13 protein-coding genes are annotated in these 15,322 nt (G+C 71.2%); 2 read left to right on the forward strand and 11 right to left on the reverse strand.

All coding sequences use genetic code 11. The annotated features are described in order from the left end of the window. Nucleotides 1-7 precede the first annotated feature (7 nt). Complete coding sequence (locus AB5J56_RS29405) at nucleotides 8-1,483, forward strand: FGGY-family carbohydrate kinase (protein WP_369236704.1); 1,476 nt, start codon at nucleotides 8-10, stop codon at nucleotides 1,481-1,483. Then, the gene (locus AB5J56_RS29410; protein ID WP_369236706.1) at nucleotides 1,480-2,100 is read left to right on the forward strand and encodes a histidine phosphatase family protein; all 621 of its coding nucleotides are present in this window, start codon (nucleotides 1,480-1,482) and stop codon (nucleotides 2,098-2,100) included. The genes AB5J56_RS29405 and AB5J56_RS29410 overlap by 4 nt, the downstream gene beginning before the upstream one ends. Nucleotides 2,101-2,106: 6 nt before the next feature. Here AB5J56_RS29410 and AB5J56_RS29415 read toward each other — a convergent pair whose 3' ends face one another. The 11 genes from AB5J56_RS29415 to AB5J56_RS29465 form a co-directional block, all read right to left on the reverse strand. Continuing rightward, nucleotides 2,107-2,745 (reverse strand): response regulator, encoded by a 639-nt coding sequence (locus AB5J56_RS29415; RefSeq protein ID WP_369236708.1) that lies wholly within the window; start codon nucleotides 2,743-2,745, stop codon nucleotides 2,107-2,109. Continuing rightward, on the reverse strand, nucleotides 2,742-3,935 hold the full coding sequence (locus tag AB5J56_RS29420; RefSeq protein ID WP_369236710.1) for a sensor histidine kinase: 1,194 nt from the start codon (nucleotides 3,933-3,935) through the stop codon (nucleotides 2,742-2,744). The genes AB5J56_RS29415 and AB5J56_RS29420 overlap by 4 nt, the downstream gene beginning before the upstream one ends. Nucleotides 3,936-3,940: 5 nt before the next feature. Then, entirely contained in the window at nucleotides 3,941-6,139 is a 2,199-nt protein-coding gene (locus AB5J56_RS29425) for an MMPL family transporter (protein ID WP_369236712.1), read from the reverse strand. 201 nt (nucleotides 6,140-6,340) lie between these two features. Further along, the gene (locus AB5J56_RS29430) at nucleotides 6,341-6,982 is read right to left on the reverse strand and encodes a superoxide dismutase (RefSeq protein WP_369236714.1); all 642 of its coding nucleotides are present in this window, start codon (nucleotides 6,980-6,982) and stop codon (nucleotides 6,341-6,343) included. Between the two features lie 151 nt (nucleotides 6,983-7,133). Next, nucleotides 7,134-8,528: an amino acid permease gene (locus tag AB5J56_RS29435; RefSeq protein WP_369236716.1), complete on the reverse strand. Its 1,395-nt coding sequence runs from the start codon at nucleotides 8,526-8,528 to the stop codon at nucleotides 7,134-7,136. Between the two features lie 121 nt (nucleotides 8,529-8,649). Further along, a complete protein-coding gene (locus AB5J56_RS29440; protein ID WP_369236718.1) occupies nucleotides 8,650-9,546 on the reverse strand; it encodes a TauD/TfdA dioxygenase family protein in 897 nt (298 codons plus the stop codon). An 11-nt stretch (nucleotides 9,547-9,557) separates the two neighbouring features. Continuing rightward, nucleotides 9,558-10,928 carry an LLM class flavin-dependent oxidoreductase gene (locus AB5J56_RS29445; protein WP_369236720.1) on the reverse strand — a complete coding sequence of 457 codons (1,371 nt, stop codon included), beginning with the start codon at nucleotides 10,926-10,928 and terminating at the stop codon, nucleotides 9,558-9,560. A gap of 139 nt (nucleotides 10,929-11,067) precedes the next feature. After that, on the reverse strand, nucleotides 11,068-11,802 hold the full coding sequence (locus tag AB5J56_RS29450) for an ABC transporter ATP-binding protein (RefSeq protein ID WP_369236722.1): 735 nt from the start codon (nucleotides 11,800-11,802) through the stop codon (nucleotides 11,068-11,070). Beyond that, the gene (locus AB5J56_RS29455; RefSeq protein ID WP_369236724.1) at nucleotides 11,778-12,623 is read right to left on the reverse strand and encodes an ABC transporter permease; all 846 of its coding nucleotides are present in this window, start codon (nucleotides 12,621-12,623) and stop codon (nucleotides 11,778-11,780) included. The genes AB5J56_RS29450 and AB5J56_RS29455 overlap by 25 nt, the downstream gene beginning before the upstream one ends. A 5-nt stretch (nucleotides 12,624-12,628) precedes the next feature. Then, nucleotides 12,629-13,702 carry an ABC transporter substrate-binding protein gene (locus AB5J56_RS29460; protein WP_369236726.1) on the reverse strand — a complete coding sequence of 358 codons (1,074 nt, stop codon included), beginning with the start codon at nucleotides 13,700-13,702 and terminating at the stop codon, nucleotides 12,629-12,631. 269 nt (nucleotides 13,703-13,971) lie between these two features. Beyond that, nucleotides 13,972-15,207, reverse strand: a complete 1,236-nt coding sequence (locus AB5J56_RS29465) for an ROK family protein (protein WP_369236728.1) — start codon at nucleotides 15,205-15,207, stop codon at nucleotides 13,972-13,974. Nucleotides 15,208-15,322 lie beyond the last annotated feature (115 nt).

A 15,322-nucleotide genomic window follows, 5' to 3' on the forward strand; every position in this document is an offset into this window, starting at 1 on the left:
AGGCCTGATGGGGTATGAGGGCGGCGACGCGTGGCTGGGGATCGACCTGGGCACGCAGAGCGTCCGTGTGCTGCTCGTCGCGGGCGACGGCACGCTCCTCGGCAGCGGCTCGGCCCCGCTGACCGGGCGCCGGGAGGGCGTGCGGCACGAGCAGGACCCGGGGGAGTGGTGGCAGGCGGTGTGCGCGGCGTCCCGGGCCGCCCTCGGCGCGCGATCGGGCGTGCGCATCGGCGCTCTCGCCGTGTGCGGCACGTCCGGGACCGTGCTGCTGACGGACGGCTCCGGCCGGCCGGTGAGCCCCGGCCTGATGTACGACGACGGGCGCGCGGCCGAGGAGGCCGGGCGGGCCCGGGAGGCAGGGCTGCTCGTGCAGAACGGCTGGGGGCTCCCGAAGGCGCTGTGGCTGGTGCGGGAGCACGGCGGGGCGCGGGGACTCAGGCTGGCCCACCAGCCCGACGCGATCGTGCACCGGCTCACCGGCGGGCCCGCGCCGACCGACTCCAGCCACGCCCTCAAGACCGGCTACGACGTCGAGCGCGACGCCTGGCCGCGCGATGCCCTCTCCCCACTGGACCTTCCCGACGGCCTGTTGCCGGACGTCGTCCGTCCGGGCAGCCGGATCGGCGAGGTCTGCGCGGCCGCCGCCGAGGCCACCGGCATCCCCGCCGGAACCCCGGTGATCGCCGGGATGACCGACGGCTGCGCCGCCCAGATCGCCTCCGGCGCCCTGCGCGAGGGCTCCTGGAACTCGGTGCTCGGCACGACCCTCGTCCTCAAGGGCGCCGCATCCAAACCCGTCCGGGACGCGACCGGAGTCGTCTACAACCATCGTGCACCGGACGGCAGTTGGCTGCCCGGCGGGGCGTCGAGCGTCGGCGCGGGCGCGCTGACCGCGTACTTCCCGGACGCCACGCCCGCCGTCATGGACTCAGCGGCCGTCGCCTTCGAGCCCGCGTCCGTCCTCGCCTACCCGCTCGTCTCACCCGGCGAACGTTTTCCCTTCCTCGCCCCGGACGCGACCGCCTTCGTCCTCGGCACCCCCGCCTCCGACGCCGACCTGTGGGCCGCCCTCCTCCAGGGCGTCGGTTACACGGAACGCCTCTGCCTCGACTCCCTGCACGCCCTCGGCGCCCCGATGGACGGCACGCTCACCTTCACCGGAGGCGCCGCCCGCAGCGCCTACTGGAACCGGCTGCGCGCCGACATCCTGGGCCGCCCCGCCCGCGTCCCCGAGCAGACCGAACCCGCCCTGGGCATGGCCGCGTTGGCCGCGTTCGGCGCCGGCGCCACGGCCACACTCGCCGACGCCGCCGAACGCATGGTCCGCATCCGCACCCTCGTCGAACCGCGCCCTGCCCGCACCGCGCTCTTCGCCGAGCCGTACGCCCGCCTGGTCGACGAACTGGAGCGGCGCGGCTGGCTGCCCGCGGCGGTCGCCGCACACGCACGGGCCCGGCTGGACCTGGATACTGCCCAGTCATGACGACGACCACGAGGACGACACTGCTGCTGGCCCGGCACGGCCAGACCATCTGGCACGCCGAGAACCGCTACGCCGGGGTGAGCGACGTCCCGCTCACCGACGAGGGCCGCGCCCAGGCGGAGGCCCTCGGCCGCTGGGCCGCCGCCCATCCCGTCGACGCGATCTGGACGTCCACCGTCTCCCGCGCCGTCGCCACCGCCGACCCCGCCTGCCGCGCCCTCGGTCTCACCCCGCACCGCGAACCCGCCCTGCGCGAATGCGACTTCGGCGTCGTGGAGGGCCGCACCCTCGCCGAGTTCGCCGCCGACAACCCCGAGCGGGCCAAGGCGTTCCGGGCGGACCCGGTGTCGTACCCCTTCCCGGAGGCGGAGGACCCGCGCACCGCCGCGCACCGCGGCGCGAACGCCCTGCGCCGCATCGCGACCGCCCACCCCGGCGAACGTGTCCTGGTCGTCGCCCACAACACCCTCCTGCGCCTGGTCCTCTGCTCCCTGCTGTCCATCCCGCTCGGCGCATACCGGCGGGTGTTCCCGCAGTTGCGCAACGCGGCGGTCAGCGAGATCCGCATGGAGGACGGAAGTGCGGCCCTGCTGTCACTCAACGTGCCCTGTGCATAGCGGCGCTCACGGTCGCCGCAGCAGGCCCTTCTCCATCGCCACCACCACCGCCCGGGTCCGGTCGTTCACATCCAGCTTCGCGAACAGGCGCAGCAGATGCGTCTTCACCGTGGCCTCGGCGATGACGAGACGGCGCCCGATCTCCGCGTTGGTCAGACCGTCCGCCACCGCGTTCAGCACATCCGCCTCGCGGGCGGTGAGCGGCACCTGCACCGGCTGCCGCATCCGGGCGACCAGCTTCTCGGCGACCCGGGGCGCGAGCACCGTCTCGCCGCGTGCCGCCGCGTGGACGGCGTCGACGAGCTGCTCCCGCGTGGTGTCCTTGAGGAGGTAGCCGATGGCGCCGGCCTCCACCCCGCGCTCGATCTCCGCGTCCGTGTCGTACGTCGTCAGGATCAGCACCCGGGTGCGCGGGAAGCGGGCGACGATCTCGGTCGTCGTGGCGACCCCGTCGAGCACCGGCATCCGCAGATCGACGAGCGCCACATCGGGGTCGTACCGCTCGACGAGACCGAGCGCCGCGCGCCCGTCGCCCGCCTCGCCGACGATCTCGATGCCGTTCTCGCCCGCCAGCAGCGCCACCACCCCGGCCCGCATCACCGTGTGGTCGTCCACCACGATGATCCGCAGCTCTCCCGTGCTCATCCCGCCACCTCGCCGTCCATGGGTATCAGCGCCAGCACCCGGGTCCCGTCCCCCAGCGAACTCGTCACCGTCAGCCTTCCGCCCAGCTCCGCCAGCCGCTTGCGCATACCGTCGAGCCCGAAACCCGTCGACGCCTCCACCACGAACCCGGTGCCGTCGTCGGTGATCTCCAGCTCCACACCGTACGGCTGCCGGGCCAGCACCACGCCGACCGTGGACGCGCGCGCGTGCTTGCGGACATTGGCCAGGGACTCCTGGGTGCAGCGCAGCAGCGCGATCCGGGTCTGCTGGTCGCACGCGAGGTCCTCCAGGTCCGCGTCCACGGTGAGCCCGGTGTCCTCGACGAAGCGGTCCAGGATCCGGCGCAGTGTCTGCGCCACCGAGCCCGTGGCGACATGGCCCGGCTGCGCCCCCGAGCCGACCAGCTCCCGTGCCTCGGTGAGATTTTCCCGCGCCGTGGATTCGATCGACCGCAACTGCTGGGCACTGCGCGCCGGTTCGGCCGCGATGCCCGCCCGGGCCGCCTCGGCGAGCACGATGATCGAGGCGAAGCCCTGGGCGAGCGTGTCGTGGATCTCCCGCGCCATCCGCTCCCGCTCGTCGGCCGCCCCCTGGCGCTGGTGCGCCTCGGACAACTGGGCCTGCGTGCGCTCCAACTCCTCGATCAGCCGGGCCCGTTCGTCGCTCTGCTCGACCACCGCGTGCGCCCACAGTCCGATCAGCACGCCCACGGCGACGACGATCAGGGTGGACACCGCCGTCTCGCCGAAGAAGTCCTTCGACCAGCCGAGCTGGAGCTGGCTGCCGGTCAGCGTCGTGGCGGTGGCGAGCCCCAGGAACCCCATCGAGGCCCGCGGGGTGCGCCCGAACATCCAGTAGTGCGGCAGCGTCACCATGAACAGGGCCGCATAGCTGGTGCGCAGATACGCGAGACCACCGAGGGCGAGCACCAGCACCCAGAGGTACACGTGCGGCCGTACGACGGGATTGTCCGGGAAGCGGTCGAGGACCGCGTAGCTCAGCACCACGCAGCCGAGCAGCGCGAGCGCCCCGTACATGCCCCCGCCGGGCCGGTGCATCACCGTGATACCGACGGCCATCGCGGCGAACAGCATCCAGCACACCGCGTTCCAGCGGCGCAGCGAGGTGGCCCAGAAGGCGGCCGCGGAGGGCCCGGCGAGAGCAGTCATGCCGATCAACGTACGTCGACCACCGGACGGTCGGAGGCCGAGTGATCCACAGTGGTCGCCTTGCGCCGCACTCCGCGCGAAGGCCACCAGCTCGCCTCGCCGAGCAGCAGCATCGCCGACGGCAGGATCATGATCCGCACGACGAACGCGTCCAGCAGCACGGCCGCCGCGAGCACGAAGCCGATCTGCTTCATCTCGATGATGTGCAGGAAGACGAAGCTCGCGAAGACGGTCGTCATGACGACGGCGGCACTGGTGACGACACTGGCCGAGCTGCGGATCCCCTCCAGCACCGCCTGCCGAGTCGGTACGCCCGCGAGCGCGGCCTCCCTGATCCGGCTCACCACGAACACCTGGTAGTCCATCGACAGCCCGAACAGGATCACGAAGAGGAAGAGCGGCACCCGCGAACCGATCGACCCGGTGGAGTGGAAGTCCAGCAGCTTCTCGGCCCAGGTGTTCTGGAAGACCAGGACGAGCATCCCGAGCGCCGCCGCGGCGGACAGCAGATTCAGTACGACGCCTAGCAGACCCAGCACCACCGAGCGGAAGGCGTACATGGTCATCGCGAACGTCACCAGGAGCAACGCCCCGAGGACCAGCGGGAGTTTGCTGTTCTGGTGGTCGGGATAGTCGGCGTACCGGGCGACATCGCCGGTGACGCCGTACTCGGCGCCGTCGATCCTGCCGACGGTGGCGGGCACGTAGTCGTCGCGGAGGTGGTCGAGGGAGTCGTACGCCTCGTCGGAGTTGCCGAGATAGGGGACCCGCAGCTCAAGGGTGCTGGTTCGGTGGTCGGCGGACGTCCGGATCTGCGACGTGCCCGCGAACAGCCGGTCGTTGTCGGCGAGTCGGGCGAGCTTGCGCAGCGCGGAGGTGACCTCTCCGGCGCGCCCGGCATCGGCGCGTACGACGATCTGGTGGGTGACCCGCTGGTCGGGGAAGGCCTCGTTGAGGCGGTCGTACACCCGCATGGCGGGGATCTCCCGGGAGTGGGTGTCCCGGCTCATCTCGGTGATCTTCAGCCCGGCCAGCGGGGTGACGAGGGCGAGCAGCGCGAGGACCGAGACGCAGAGGGTGGCGAGGGGATGGCGGCTCGCGGGTCGCAGCAGCGCGCCCCACAGACGGCCGCCGGCGTCACCGTGTCGACGACGTACGGGCTTTCCGCGCGCGGCCCGGCGGGCGGCCCGTCGTTCGGCGCGCCTGCCGAGGAGGACGAGCAGCGCGGGCAGTGCCGTCAGCGAACTGGCCACGGCGACCAGGACGACCACGATGGTGCCGGTGGCGAGCGAGGAGAAGATCACGTCGGAGGCCAGGTACAGCGTCGCCGTGGAGGCGACGACCGCGAGCCCGGAGACCACGACCGCGCGGCCCGAGGTCGCCGCGGCCAGCTCCACCAGTGCCTCGGAGGCGAGCCGGCCGCCGTGGCGGGCCCGCTCCTCGCGTTCCCGTTTGAGGTAGAAGAGCGTGTAGTCGACGCCGACCGCGAGGCCGATCATCAGGATGACGTTGGTGCCGACCCCGGTGTCGGGGGAGAGATGCGAGGCCACCATCGAGAGCCCGACGGCCGCCGCGATCGACGACAGCGCGAGCAGCAGCGGCACGGCGGCCATGGTGAGCGAGCCGAAGACGACCAGCAGGGTCAGCAGCGTGATCGGCAGGGTGATCTTCTCGGACAGCGCGAGGTCGCTGTCGCGCTGGTCGTCGACTCCCTTGCTGGTGGAGGCACTTCCGGTCTCCTGGAGCAGCAGCCGCGGATGGGCCTTCTGGACGGCCTCGGTCTGCGCGACGAGCGCGGCGACCTTGCCGTCGGCTTCCCGCTCCTCGCCCTTGATGGACACCTCGACCATGAGGATGTCGTGCTTCTTCGACAGCAGCGGTGCGGCCACGCCCGCGACCTCGGGCAGCTTTTTCATCCGGGCGGTGAGGTCCTGCGCGGCCGCCGTGGCCGCGCCCCGGTCGAGGGCGCCCGTCCGTGCGGAGATCAGCACCTGCTCGGCGGACTTGCGTTCGAGATGGGCCTCGGCGGCCAGGGCCTCCGCACGGCCGGCCTCGCCGACCCGGTAGTCCGCCGTCTTCGCGCTGTTCATCCCGGCAGCACTGCCGAGCCCCAGGCACAGCACCACGAACACCAGCCATCCGACGATCGCCCGCCAGGGGTGCCGGGCGCTCTGGCGCGCCATGCGCACAGTAAGTGAGTTCATGCCCAAAAGCCTGGCTGAGCAGGGCAGTTGACCGGCACGGGTGCTCGGTTGAACTTCGCGTCCACCGATCGGTGGACTCCGGGGAGGGGGAAAGCCCCCGCGAGTCACGTCCTCGCGGGGGCTCTCCTTCTCTGCGCCTGCCACGTGAAGGGTGAGAAGACGATCACGAGCAGGACGTTTCACGGGTCGCAGGGACCTGACTCAGGGGGCGAGCAGCAACACATCCGTACGGGACCTGGCGGCGGCGTGACGGCGGGCCACGTCCTGCCAGTCGACGACCCGCCACATGGCCTCGATGAAGTCGACCTTCTGGTTGCGGTACTGCAGGTAGAAGGCGTGCTCCCAGGCGTCGAAGACCAGGAGGGGGGTCGCGCCCTGGCCGACGTTGCCCTGGTGGTCGTAGACCTGCTCGACGATCAGGCGGCCGCTGAGCGGTTCGTGGGCGAGGACACCCCAGCCGGAGCCCTGGGTGGTCGCGGCGGCCTTGGAGAGCTGCGCCTTGAAGGCTCCGAACGAGCCGAACGACTCGGTGATCGCGTCCGCGAGCTCACCCACGCCGTCGGCCGCGCGGGGTTCACCGCCGCCGTCGCCGCTCATGTTCTGCCAGTAGATGCTGTGCAGGATGTGCCCGGAGAGGTGGAAGGCGAGGTTCTTCTCCAGCCCGCCCAGCGCACCCCACGTCTCCTTGTCGCGCGCCTCCGCGAGCTGCTCCAGCGTGTCGTTGGCCCCCTTCACATAAGCCGCGTGGTGCTTGTCGTGGTGCAGCTCGATGATCTCGGGGCTGATCACGGGGGCGAGCGCGGCGTAGTCGTACGGCAGTTCAGGGAGCGTGTAGACGGGCATGGGGGTCCCCTCCGACCTCTTATTGCACATTACTTGCAACTACAACCTAGCAACAAAAAGACCCTCGCGTGCTCGGACGCGAGGGCCTTCGGGGGTCGTGCGGAGGTCGTAAGGGGGTGGCGAGGGGACCGTGAGGGGGCCGGTACGGGTGTCAGTTCCGGGCGCGTGCCCGCTGCCGGGCGTAGCCGATCGCCGCCAGGAACAGGGTCATGCCGCCCGTCGCGTACAACTGCACGCGCGTGTCGGGCTCCCGGGCCATCAGGACGAAGATGGCCACCATTCCGGCGAGCGCCACCCAGGTCAGCGCCGGGAACAGCCACATGCGCACGACCAGCTTCTCGGGCGCCTCGCGCTCCACCCGGCGGCGCAGCAGCAGTTGCGAGACCGCGATGAAGATCCAGACGACCAGGATCACCGCGCCGATCATGTTCAGCAGCCAGGGGAAGACGTCGTCCGGACGCCAGTAGCTGAGCAGCACGCAGCCGAAGCCGAAGACACAGGAGACGAGGACGGCGACGCGCGGGACGCCCGCGGAGACCCGGCCCAGCGACTTCGGGCCCTGGCCCCGCTCCACCAGCGAGTACGCGATGCGCGAGGAGCCGTAGATGTTGGCGTTCATCGCCGAGAGCAGCGCGACCAGCACGACCACGTTCATGACCTGCCCGGCGCCCGGGATGTCGAGGCGGTCGAGGGCGGCGACGTAGGGGCCCTTGCCCTGGTCGACGACCGCAGCCGCGTCCCACGGGACCAGCGTGACGATGACCGCCATCGAGCCGATGTAGAAGAGCGCGATGCGCCACATCGCCGTACGGACGGCGCTCGCGACGCCCCTGACCGGGTCCTCGGACTCCGCCGCCGCGATCGTCACGGTCTCCAGACCGCCGTACGCGAACACGGAGGCGAGCAGGCCGATGACGAGCCCCTCGCTGCCGTGCGGCAGGAAGTCGGTCAGGTGGGAGGTGCCGGGAGAGTCGGTGCCCGGCAGGACCCCGGCGATCGCCAGCACACCCAGCACCAGGAACAGCGTGATCGCGCCGACCTTCAGCGCCGCGAACCAGAACTCGAACTCGCCGAAGTTCTTCACCGCGGCGAGGTTCGCCGCGCAGAACACGGCCATGAACAGCGCCACCCACGCCCACTCCGGCGTGCCCGGCAGCCAGCCCGTGACGATGTGCGCGGCGCCGATGCCCTCCAGGCCGACGGCCGTGCACAGCAGCACCCAGAACGACCAGCCGGCGGTGAAGCCCGCCCACGGCCCGATCGCCCGCTCGGCATGCGCCGAGAACGACCCGGACGACGGATACGCGGCCGACATCTCGCCGAGCATCCGCATCACCAGCATGACGAGGAGCCCGGAGACGGCATACGCGAGGACGATCGAAGGACCGGCGGCGGCGATCCCGGCGCCGGAGCCGACGAAGAGCCCCGCACCGATCACCCCGCCCAGGGCGATCATCGACAGGTGGCGCTGCTTGAGGCCGTGGGACAGGGGGTTGGCGTCGGCCGCTTGTGGCGGCGTCTCGACCGTGGTGGTGCTGTGCGGCATGGGCGCGGCTCGTCCAGTGCAGTAGATGGGCAAAAACGCCCACAGTCTGGGCAGCCCCTCCGCGCGGAAGGAGGGGCTGCCCACCATCCGGACGCGCCCGCCACCGGCAGTGACCGCGCCGCTACGCCGCCACGGTCGTGTAGTGCGAGGCGTCGCCCTCGATGGAGTAGCTCTCCTTGCCCTCGATGCCGACCGGGATGTCACCGGCGACAGTCACCCGGTGCAGACGGCGGGGCTGCCCGTCGTAGTTGTCGATGGCGTAGTGCTGGGTGATGCGGTTGTCGAAGAGGACGAGCTGGTTCTCCGACCAGCGGTGGCGCAGCACGTTCTCCGGCCGCGTCACGTACGCCTGGAGCAGGTCGAGCACCTTGCGGGACTCGGACGGCGACAGGCCCACGATCCGCTGGGCGAAGCCGCCGATGAACAGCCCGCGCTCACCGGTCAGCGGGTGGACGCGCACGACCGGGTGGACCGTGCGGAACTTGATGGACGTGAACTGGGCGCGCTGGGCTGCCAGTTGCTCGTCGATCTCCTCGTCCGGCACGGCGTAGTCGTAGTCGTTGGTGTGCTCCGCCCACAGGGTGTCGGCGAGGGCGCGGAGCGGCTCGGGCAGGTTGCGGTAGGCGGCGGCCGAGCTGGCGATCAGGGTCTCGCCGCCGTACGGCGGGATCGTGATGCTGCGCAGGGTGCTGGCCTGCGGCGGGTTGAGGACGAACGTGACGTCGGTGTGCCAGTTGTTGGCGGCCCGGCCGCGCTCGCTGTCGACGGGCAGCACGTTGGGGACGCCGTCGACGGAGGAGACCGTCGGATGGGCGGTGGTGATGTCGCCGAAGTGGCGGACGAAGGCCTGCTGGCCCTCGTCGTCCAGGTTCACGTCGTCGAAGACGAGTGCCTTGTGGACGTTGAGCGCCTCGCGGAGGGCGGTGGCCGTCTCCTCGCCGAGCGGCTTGGAGATGTCGACGCCGGAGATCCGGGCGCCTATGTTCGCGGTGACCTTGCGGATTTCGATGCCGGACATGTGCGGTCCTTTCAGACGAGGGCGGGGGCGGGGGCGGGGTCGTTCCGGTCGGCTGTGACGTACTGGTTGGCGGGGCGCGGAAGGCCGTAGCGCTCCCGCAGGGTCCGGCGGGGGCCGTACTCGCTGCGGAGCAGGCCGCGGGCGCGCAGGATCGGGACGACGTGGTCGACGAAGGCGTCGAGGCCGGACGGCAGTACCGCGGGCATGATGTTGAAGCCGTCGGCGGCGCCCTGGGTGAACCAGGTCCCGATCGCGTCGGCGACCTGCTCGGGCGTGCCCGCGAAGGTGAGGTGGCCGCGCCCGCCGCCGAGCCGTCCGATCAGCTGCCGCACGGTGAGGTGCTCGCGCCGGGCGAGTTCGACGATGAGCGTGTATCGGCTCTTGGCGCCCTCGATGGCCTCCTCGGGCGGCAGGTCGGCCGGGAGCTGGGCGTCCAACTCAAGGGTCCCGGTGGGCAGTTGCAGGAGACGCTCCAGGTTGGCGACGCCGTGCGTGTGCACGATGTGGTCCTCGAGGACCTGCTCGTTCGTCCGCGCCTCCGCCTCCGTCGAGCCGATCACCGGCACGATCCCGGGCAGCACCTTGATGTGCTCGGGGTCCCGACCGGCTGCCGCGGTACGGGACTTGAGGTCGGCGTAGAAGGACTGCGCGTCGGCGAGGGTCTGCTGCGCGGTGAACACGGCCTCCGCGTACCGGGCGGCGAAGGCCTTGCCGTCCTCACTCGATCCCGCCTGCACGAGCAGCGGGTAACCCTGGGGCGAGCGGGGGACGTTGAGGGCGCCCTCGACACTGAAGTACGTCCCCCGGTGCCGGGGCGGGTGGACTTTCGCGTCGTCGCCCCAGACGCCGGACGCCTTGTCGGCGACGATCGCGTCGTCCTCCCAGCTGTCCCAGAGCTTCAGGGCCACGTCGAGGAACTCGGCGGCTCGGGCGTATCGCTCGGCATGGGCCGGCTCGGCGTCCAGGCCGAAGTTGCGGGCGGCCTCGGCACCGGCGGTGGTGACGATGTTCCAGCCCGCCCGGCCGCCGCTGATGATGTCCAGCGAGGCGAACTTGCGGGCCAGGTTGTAGGGGGAGTTGTAGGAGGTGGAGGCGGTGGCGATCAGGCCGATGTGCCGGGTCGCCGTCGCCAGCGCGGTCAGCAGCGTGAGCGGCTCCAGCGAACCGGCGGGCCGCTGGGCGATGTTGCCCCACAACTGCGGCCCGTCGGCGAGGAAGAGGGAGTCGAAGGTGCCGCGTTCGGCGATCTCGGCCAGGTGGACGTAGTGCTCCAGCTCCACATGGGCGTACGGGTCGCTCTCCGGCAGCCGCCAGGAAGCCTCGTGGTGGCCGGTGTTCATCAGGAAGGCGTTGAGATGGAGTTGGCGCTGGGGCGGGGTCATGGGTGTGTCCTTTGGTACGGGGGGTCTTAGCCCGTCCGGCGTTTGAGGACGAGGCCGTTCAGGCCGACAGCGGGGGTCCGGGGGCGGCAGCCCCCGGAAGACGGTCACCAGGGCGGACGGTCACGGTGAAGACGGACGGTCACCCCACCCCCTCGGTAACCCCCAACGCGGCAAGCAGCCGCTCGCGGTACTCGCCGAGCAGCGGATCCCGGTACGAGCGCGGGTGCGGGCGGTCGATGGTCAGGTCGAGGCCGATACGGCCGTGGTCGAGGACGAGGACCCGGTCGGCGAGCACGATCGCCTCGTCCACGTCGTGGGTGACGAGCAGGACGGACGGCTGATGACGCTTCCACAGCTCCCGCAGCAGCGCGTGCATCTTGATCCGGGTGAGGGCGTCCAACGCGCCGAACGGCTCGTCGGCGAGGAGGAGTTCGGGCTCGCGGACCAGGGAGCGGGCCAGCGCGGCACGCTGGGCCTCGCCGCCGGACAGCTCGTTGGGCCAGGCCCGTTCGCGTCCGGCGAGACCGACCTCGGCGAGGGCGGCGCGGCCGTGCTCCGCCGCGTCCTTGCCGCCCGCGCCGAGCAGCACGTTGTCGAGGACGCGCTGCCACGGCAGCAGCCGGGAGTCCTGGAAGACGACCGACACCCGGTCGGGGGCGGTGAGCTGGCCGGTTCCGACGACCTCGTGGTCGAGGCCGGCGATGGCGCGCAGCAGCGTGCTCTTGCCGGAGCCGCTGTGCCCGAGCAGCGCCGTGAACTGCCCGGCCGGAAGGTCCAGGTCGATGCCGTCGAGGACGGTACGGCCGTCGAACGAGCGGGTGAGGCCCCGGAGTTGGACGGTCGGCCGGGTCAGCTGCTCAGTGTGCGTCGCCACGACAGCACCCTCCGTTCGATGAGGCGGACCGCGCTGTCGGAGGCCAGACCGAAGACGCCGTAGATCAGCAGGCCGACGAGGATGATGTCGCTGCGGCCGTAGTTCTGGGCCTGGAACATCATGTAGCCGAGTCCGCTGGTGGCGTTGATCTGCTCCAGGACGACGAGGCCGAGCCAGGATCCGGTCACTCCGAGACGCAGCCCGACGAAGAAGCCCGGCAGGGCTCCCGGGATGACGATCTGCCGGATGAAGGCGATCCTCGACAGCCCCTGGACCTCGGCGAGTTCGACATAGCGGTGGTCGATGCCGGACAGGGCCGCGTGCAGGTTCAGATAGATCGGGATATAGACGACGATGGCGATGATCGCGATCTTGAAGGTCTCGCCGATGCCCAGCCAGAGGATGAACAGCGGGATCAGACCGAGCGTCGGGATCGCCCGGTTGAGCTGCACCGTCCCGTCGATCAGCGCCTCGCCGACCCGGCTGAGCCCGGCCGCGAGGGCGAGGACCACACCGGCGGTGAGGCCGAGGGCGAAGCCGTATCCGGCCCGCTCCAGGGAGGTCCCTACGTCGGTGGTCAGGGTGCCGTCGGTCCACAGGTTCCCGGCGGTCCGCAGGACCGTCCAGGGCGCGGGGATCGCGGCGGTGTCCAGCTGTCCGGCGGCGGAGGCGACGGCCCAGAGGACGACGACGAGGGCGGGGCCGACCAGGCCGGCGGCGGGCAGCCGCCTGCCGGGGGAGAGGCTCCGGCGCCGTCGGGCGCGCCCCTGCGGATCGGTCTTCTCTGCGGTCACCAGGGGTGCCGCGGCGGTGGTGGTCATGACGGTCAACTCCGGTACTCGGCGGGTACGGACTTCGCCGCGATGCCCTCGAAGCGGTGGTCGAAGAGCGAGCCGACCTTGAACGGCTTCACGAAGCCGCCGTCGGCGAGCAGGTCGGCGGTCTCCTGCTCCCACTTGATCGCCTCGGCCCAACTCGACGGGAACAGCGGCTTGTTGGCGAGCGCGGTGATCGACTCGGCCTGGGCGAGGGTGAGGTTCTGGGTCTTGACGTAGAACTCCTTGTTCCAGGCGTCCGGGTGCTCGTACTGCCAGACCGCGCCCTTCGCCCAGTACGGGATGTACGCGGCGACCGCGGCGGCCTTCGCCTCGTCGGCCAGCACGGAGGCCGGTGCCCACAGGAGGTTGAGCAGGTCGACCACGTCGGTGGTGATGGCGCGGGCGCCCTTGGGCTCGTACTGCTTGAGGTACGCCGGTGCCTGCTGGTTGGCGAGCGGCGCGACATCGACCTGGCCGGCCTGGAGGGCGGTGAAGAACTGGTTGCTGGTCAGCGGCACCAGGTTCACGTCGTCGTACTTCAGCCCCGCCTTCTTCAACGCCCGCAGGAGTACGACACCTTGGGCCTGCCCCTGCGAGAAGGCGAGCTTCTTTCCCCTGAAGTCCTCGACGGTGCGGATGTCGCTGCCGGGCTTGGTGGCGAAGAGATAGTTGGGCTTGCGGGTGACGTTGATCGCGACGATCTTCGCGTCGTATCCCTGGAAGTGCGCCTGGATCGGCGGGATTCCCGCGTTGTTGGCGACGTCCAGGGACTTGGCGCGGAAGGCGTTGATGACATCGGGACCGGCGCCGATGTTGGGCCAGTCGGCCACCGTGAAAGGCAGTTCACCGAACTTCGCGAGCTTGAACTCAAGCTGCTGCACGCCCTGGTAGGAGGCGATCTTCAGACTCGTACCGGAAGGGACCTTGTCGGCCAGCGGAGCGGTCGACGCGCCCTTGGTCCCGGCGGCGGCACTGGTGCCCGCGCAGCCGCTGAGCCCGGCGACGGCGGCGGTGGCGCCGAGCAGCGAGGTGAGGAACAGCCGCCGGTCGACGCCGGGCAGGGACGGGTGCGCTGGTGACATGGGAAACTCCGTGAACTCAGCAGGAATGAAGCAGAATTCCGGGCAGGGGGAACCGGAAGGGGAAAGGCGCGCGAGAGGAGACGCACTGCACAGACGCTGCATGGGGAATCTGACAGATGGTCAGCGTGTCCATGTGCCCGCAACAAAGGCGCGGCAGGGCGTCAATATGTCAGCAACAGAGGGTGCGACAGCTCGTGAGCGGCATGAATACGATGTTCCCGGTGTTCGGCAAAGCCTGTCAACATTCGGAGTTTCTGAATTAATTCGACTCAGGTGAGGGATTCGGAGAGGTCCGCCGCGGCCCCCAGCGGATTCCGGTAGAGGACGTCCAGAGCCACCGTGCCGCCCGCCACCGCCAGCACCGAATCCGGGAAGCTCGTCGGCGAGACGGACGCGGCCCGCTCCGGTCCGACCTCCGCGCGCAGGGCGGCGAGGCAGTCCTCCCGGTGGACGACCCCGACCTCGGTGACGACCACGACGTCCGGATTCAGCACGTCGAGCAGCAGCCCGGCCGCCCGCCCGACCATCCGGGCCCGCTCCACCAGCAGCCGTACGGCAACGGGGTCGCCGTCGGCCGCCGCGGCGACGATGTGCATCGGGTTCACGCCGTCGATGACGCCCGCCTCCCGCGCCCGCCGGCACAGCGTCCGTTCGCTCAACTCGACCTGGAGGCAGCCGACACGCCCGCAGTCGCACGGCTCCGTACCGGCCCCCAGCGGCAGATGGGCGATCGCCCCGGCCTGCGAGCGGTGGCCGTGGTGCACCTCGTCGTGGGTGGCGAAGGCGGCGTCGACGACATTGCCGACGAACAGGTGCAGCACGCTCCGGCTGCCCCGCGCCCGCCCGAACAGCCGCTCCGCGTCGACCAACGCCCGCGCGTGCCCGTCCACATGCACCGGCAGCCCCGTGCGCGCGCCGATCACGTCCCGCACGGGCACATCGAGCCAGCCCAGCAGCGGATGCTCCACGATCGTCCCGGAGTCCCGGTCGACCCAGCCCCCGGCCGCCACCCCGACCCCCAACGCCGCACGCCGGCCGGGAACTTCGGCCAGCAGGGCGTTCAGCCCGTCGGCGGCCCGGGCCAGCACCTGCCCCGGATCGGTGCGCCCGCCGTGCGGCAGCCGCCGCTCGGCCACCACGCGCCCGCGCAGATCGAGCACCGCGACGGTGGTGTACGGCACGGCCACATGCACCCCGCCGACCACGAACCGCCCGTCGTCCAGGTCGACGGGTACATGCGGACGTCCGACCCCGTTGGACTGCCGGGGCGCGGCGGCCTCACGGATCAGCCCGAGTTCGGCGAACCGCGCGCAGTACTCCGTCACCGACGCCGGGGACAGCCCGGTCAGCCGGGCGACGGTACTGCGCGCGACCGGCCCGTGCTCCAGCACGGACCGCAGGATGAGACTCGCACTGGTCCGCCGACGCGCACTGTCGGCGGCCCGCCGGGCGGCGACGGGAGTGGAGAGAGGGGAAGGGAGAGGTGGTGCCGCGGTACGGGACATGGGAGTTCTTCCTCGGGAGCGGGTCCGACACTGCGCCGCTGAGTGCGACGAGCCGAATCCACTCCGCCCGCCGCTACCCGAGAAAACAGGTGGCCGTCCCTTGCCGCCGCAGGTC

Origin of the sequence: Streptomyces sp. R21 (assembly GCF_041051975.1) — a bacterium.
Classification (GTDB): Bacteria; Actinomycetota; Actinomycetes; order Streptomycetales; family Streptomycetaceae; genus Streptomyces.

What these genes read in the sequence shown, in the direction of transcription:
- AB5J56_RS29405 (WP_369236704.1), top strand. Translation starts at nt 8, where the DNA reads ATGGGGTATGAGGGCGGCGACGCGTGGCTGGGGATCGACCTGGGCACG.
- AB5J56_RS29410 (WP_369236706.1), top strand. Translation starts at nt 1,480, where the DNA reads ATGACGACGACCACGAGGACGACACTGCTGCTGGCCCGGCACGGCCAG.
- AB5J56_RS29415 (WP_369236708.1), bottom strand. Translation starts at nt 2,745, where the DNA reads ATGAGCACGGGAGAGCTGCGGATCATCGTGGTGGACGACCACACGGTG.
- AB5J56_RS29420 (WP_369236710.1), bottom strand. Translation starts at nt 3,935, where the DNA reads ATGACTGCTCTCGCCGGGCCCTCCGCGGCCGCCTTCTGGGCCACCTCG.
- AB5J56_RS29425 (WP_369236712.1), bottom strand. Translation starts at nt 6,139, where the DNA reads ATGAACTCACTTACTGTGCGCATGGCGCGCCAGAGCGCCCGGCACCCC.
- AB5J56_RS29430 (WP_369236714.1), bottom strand. Translation starts at nt 6,982, where the DNA reads ATGCCCGTCTACACGCTCCCTGAACTGCCGTACGACTACGCCGCGCTC.
- AB5J56_RS29435 (WP_369236716.1), bottom strand. Translation starts at nt 8,528, where the DNA reads ATGCCGCACAGCACCACCACGGTCGAGACGCCGCCACAAGCGGCCGAC.
- AB5J56_RS29440 (WP_369236718.1), bottom strand. Translation starts at nt 9,546, where the DNA reads ATGTCCGGCATCGAAATCCGCAAGGTCACCGCGAACATAGGCGCCCGG.
- AB5J56_RS29445 (WP_369236720.1), bottom strand. Translation starts at nt 10,928, where the DNA reads ATGACCCCGCCCCAGCGCCAACTCCATCTCAACGCCTTCCTGATGAAC.
- AB5J56_RS29455 (WP_369236724.1), bottom strand. Translation starts at nt 12,623, where the DNA reads ATGACCACCACCGCCGCGGCACCCCTGGTGACCGCAGAGAAGACCGAT.
- AB5J56_RS29460 (WP_369236726.1), bottom strand. Translation starts at nt 13,702, where the DNA reads ATGTCACCAGCGCACCCGTCCCTGCCCGGCGTCGACCGGCGGCTGTTC.
- AB5J56_RS29465 (WP_369236728.1), bottom strand. Translation starts at nt 15,207, where the DNA reads ATGTCCCGTACCGCGGCACCACCTCTCCCTTCCCCTCTCTCCACTCCC.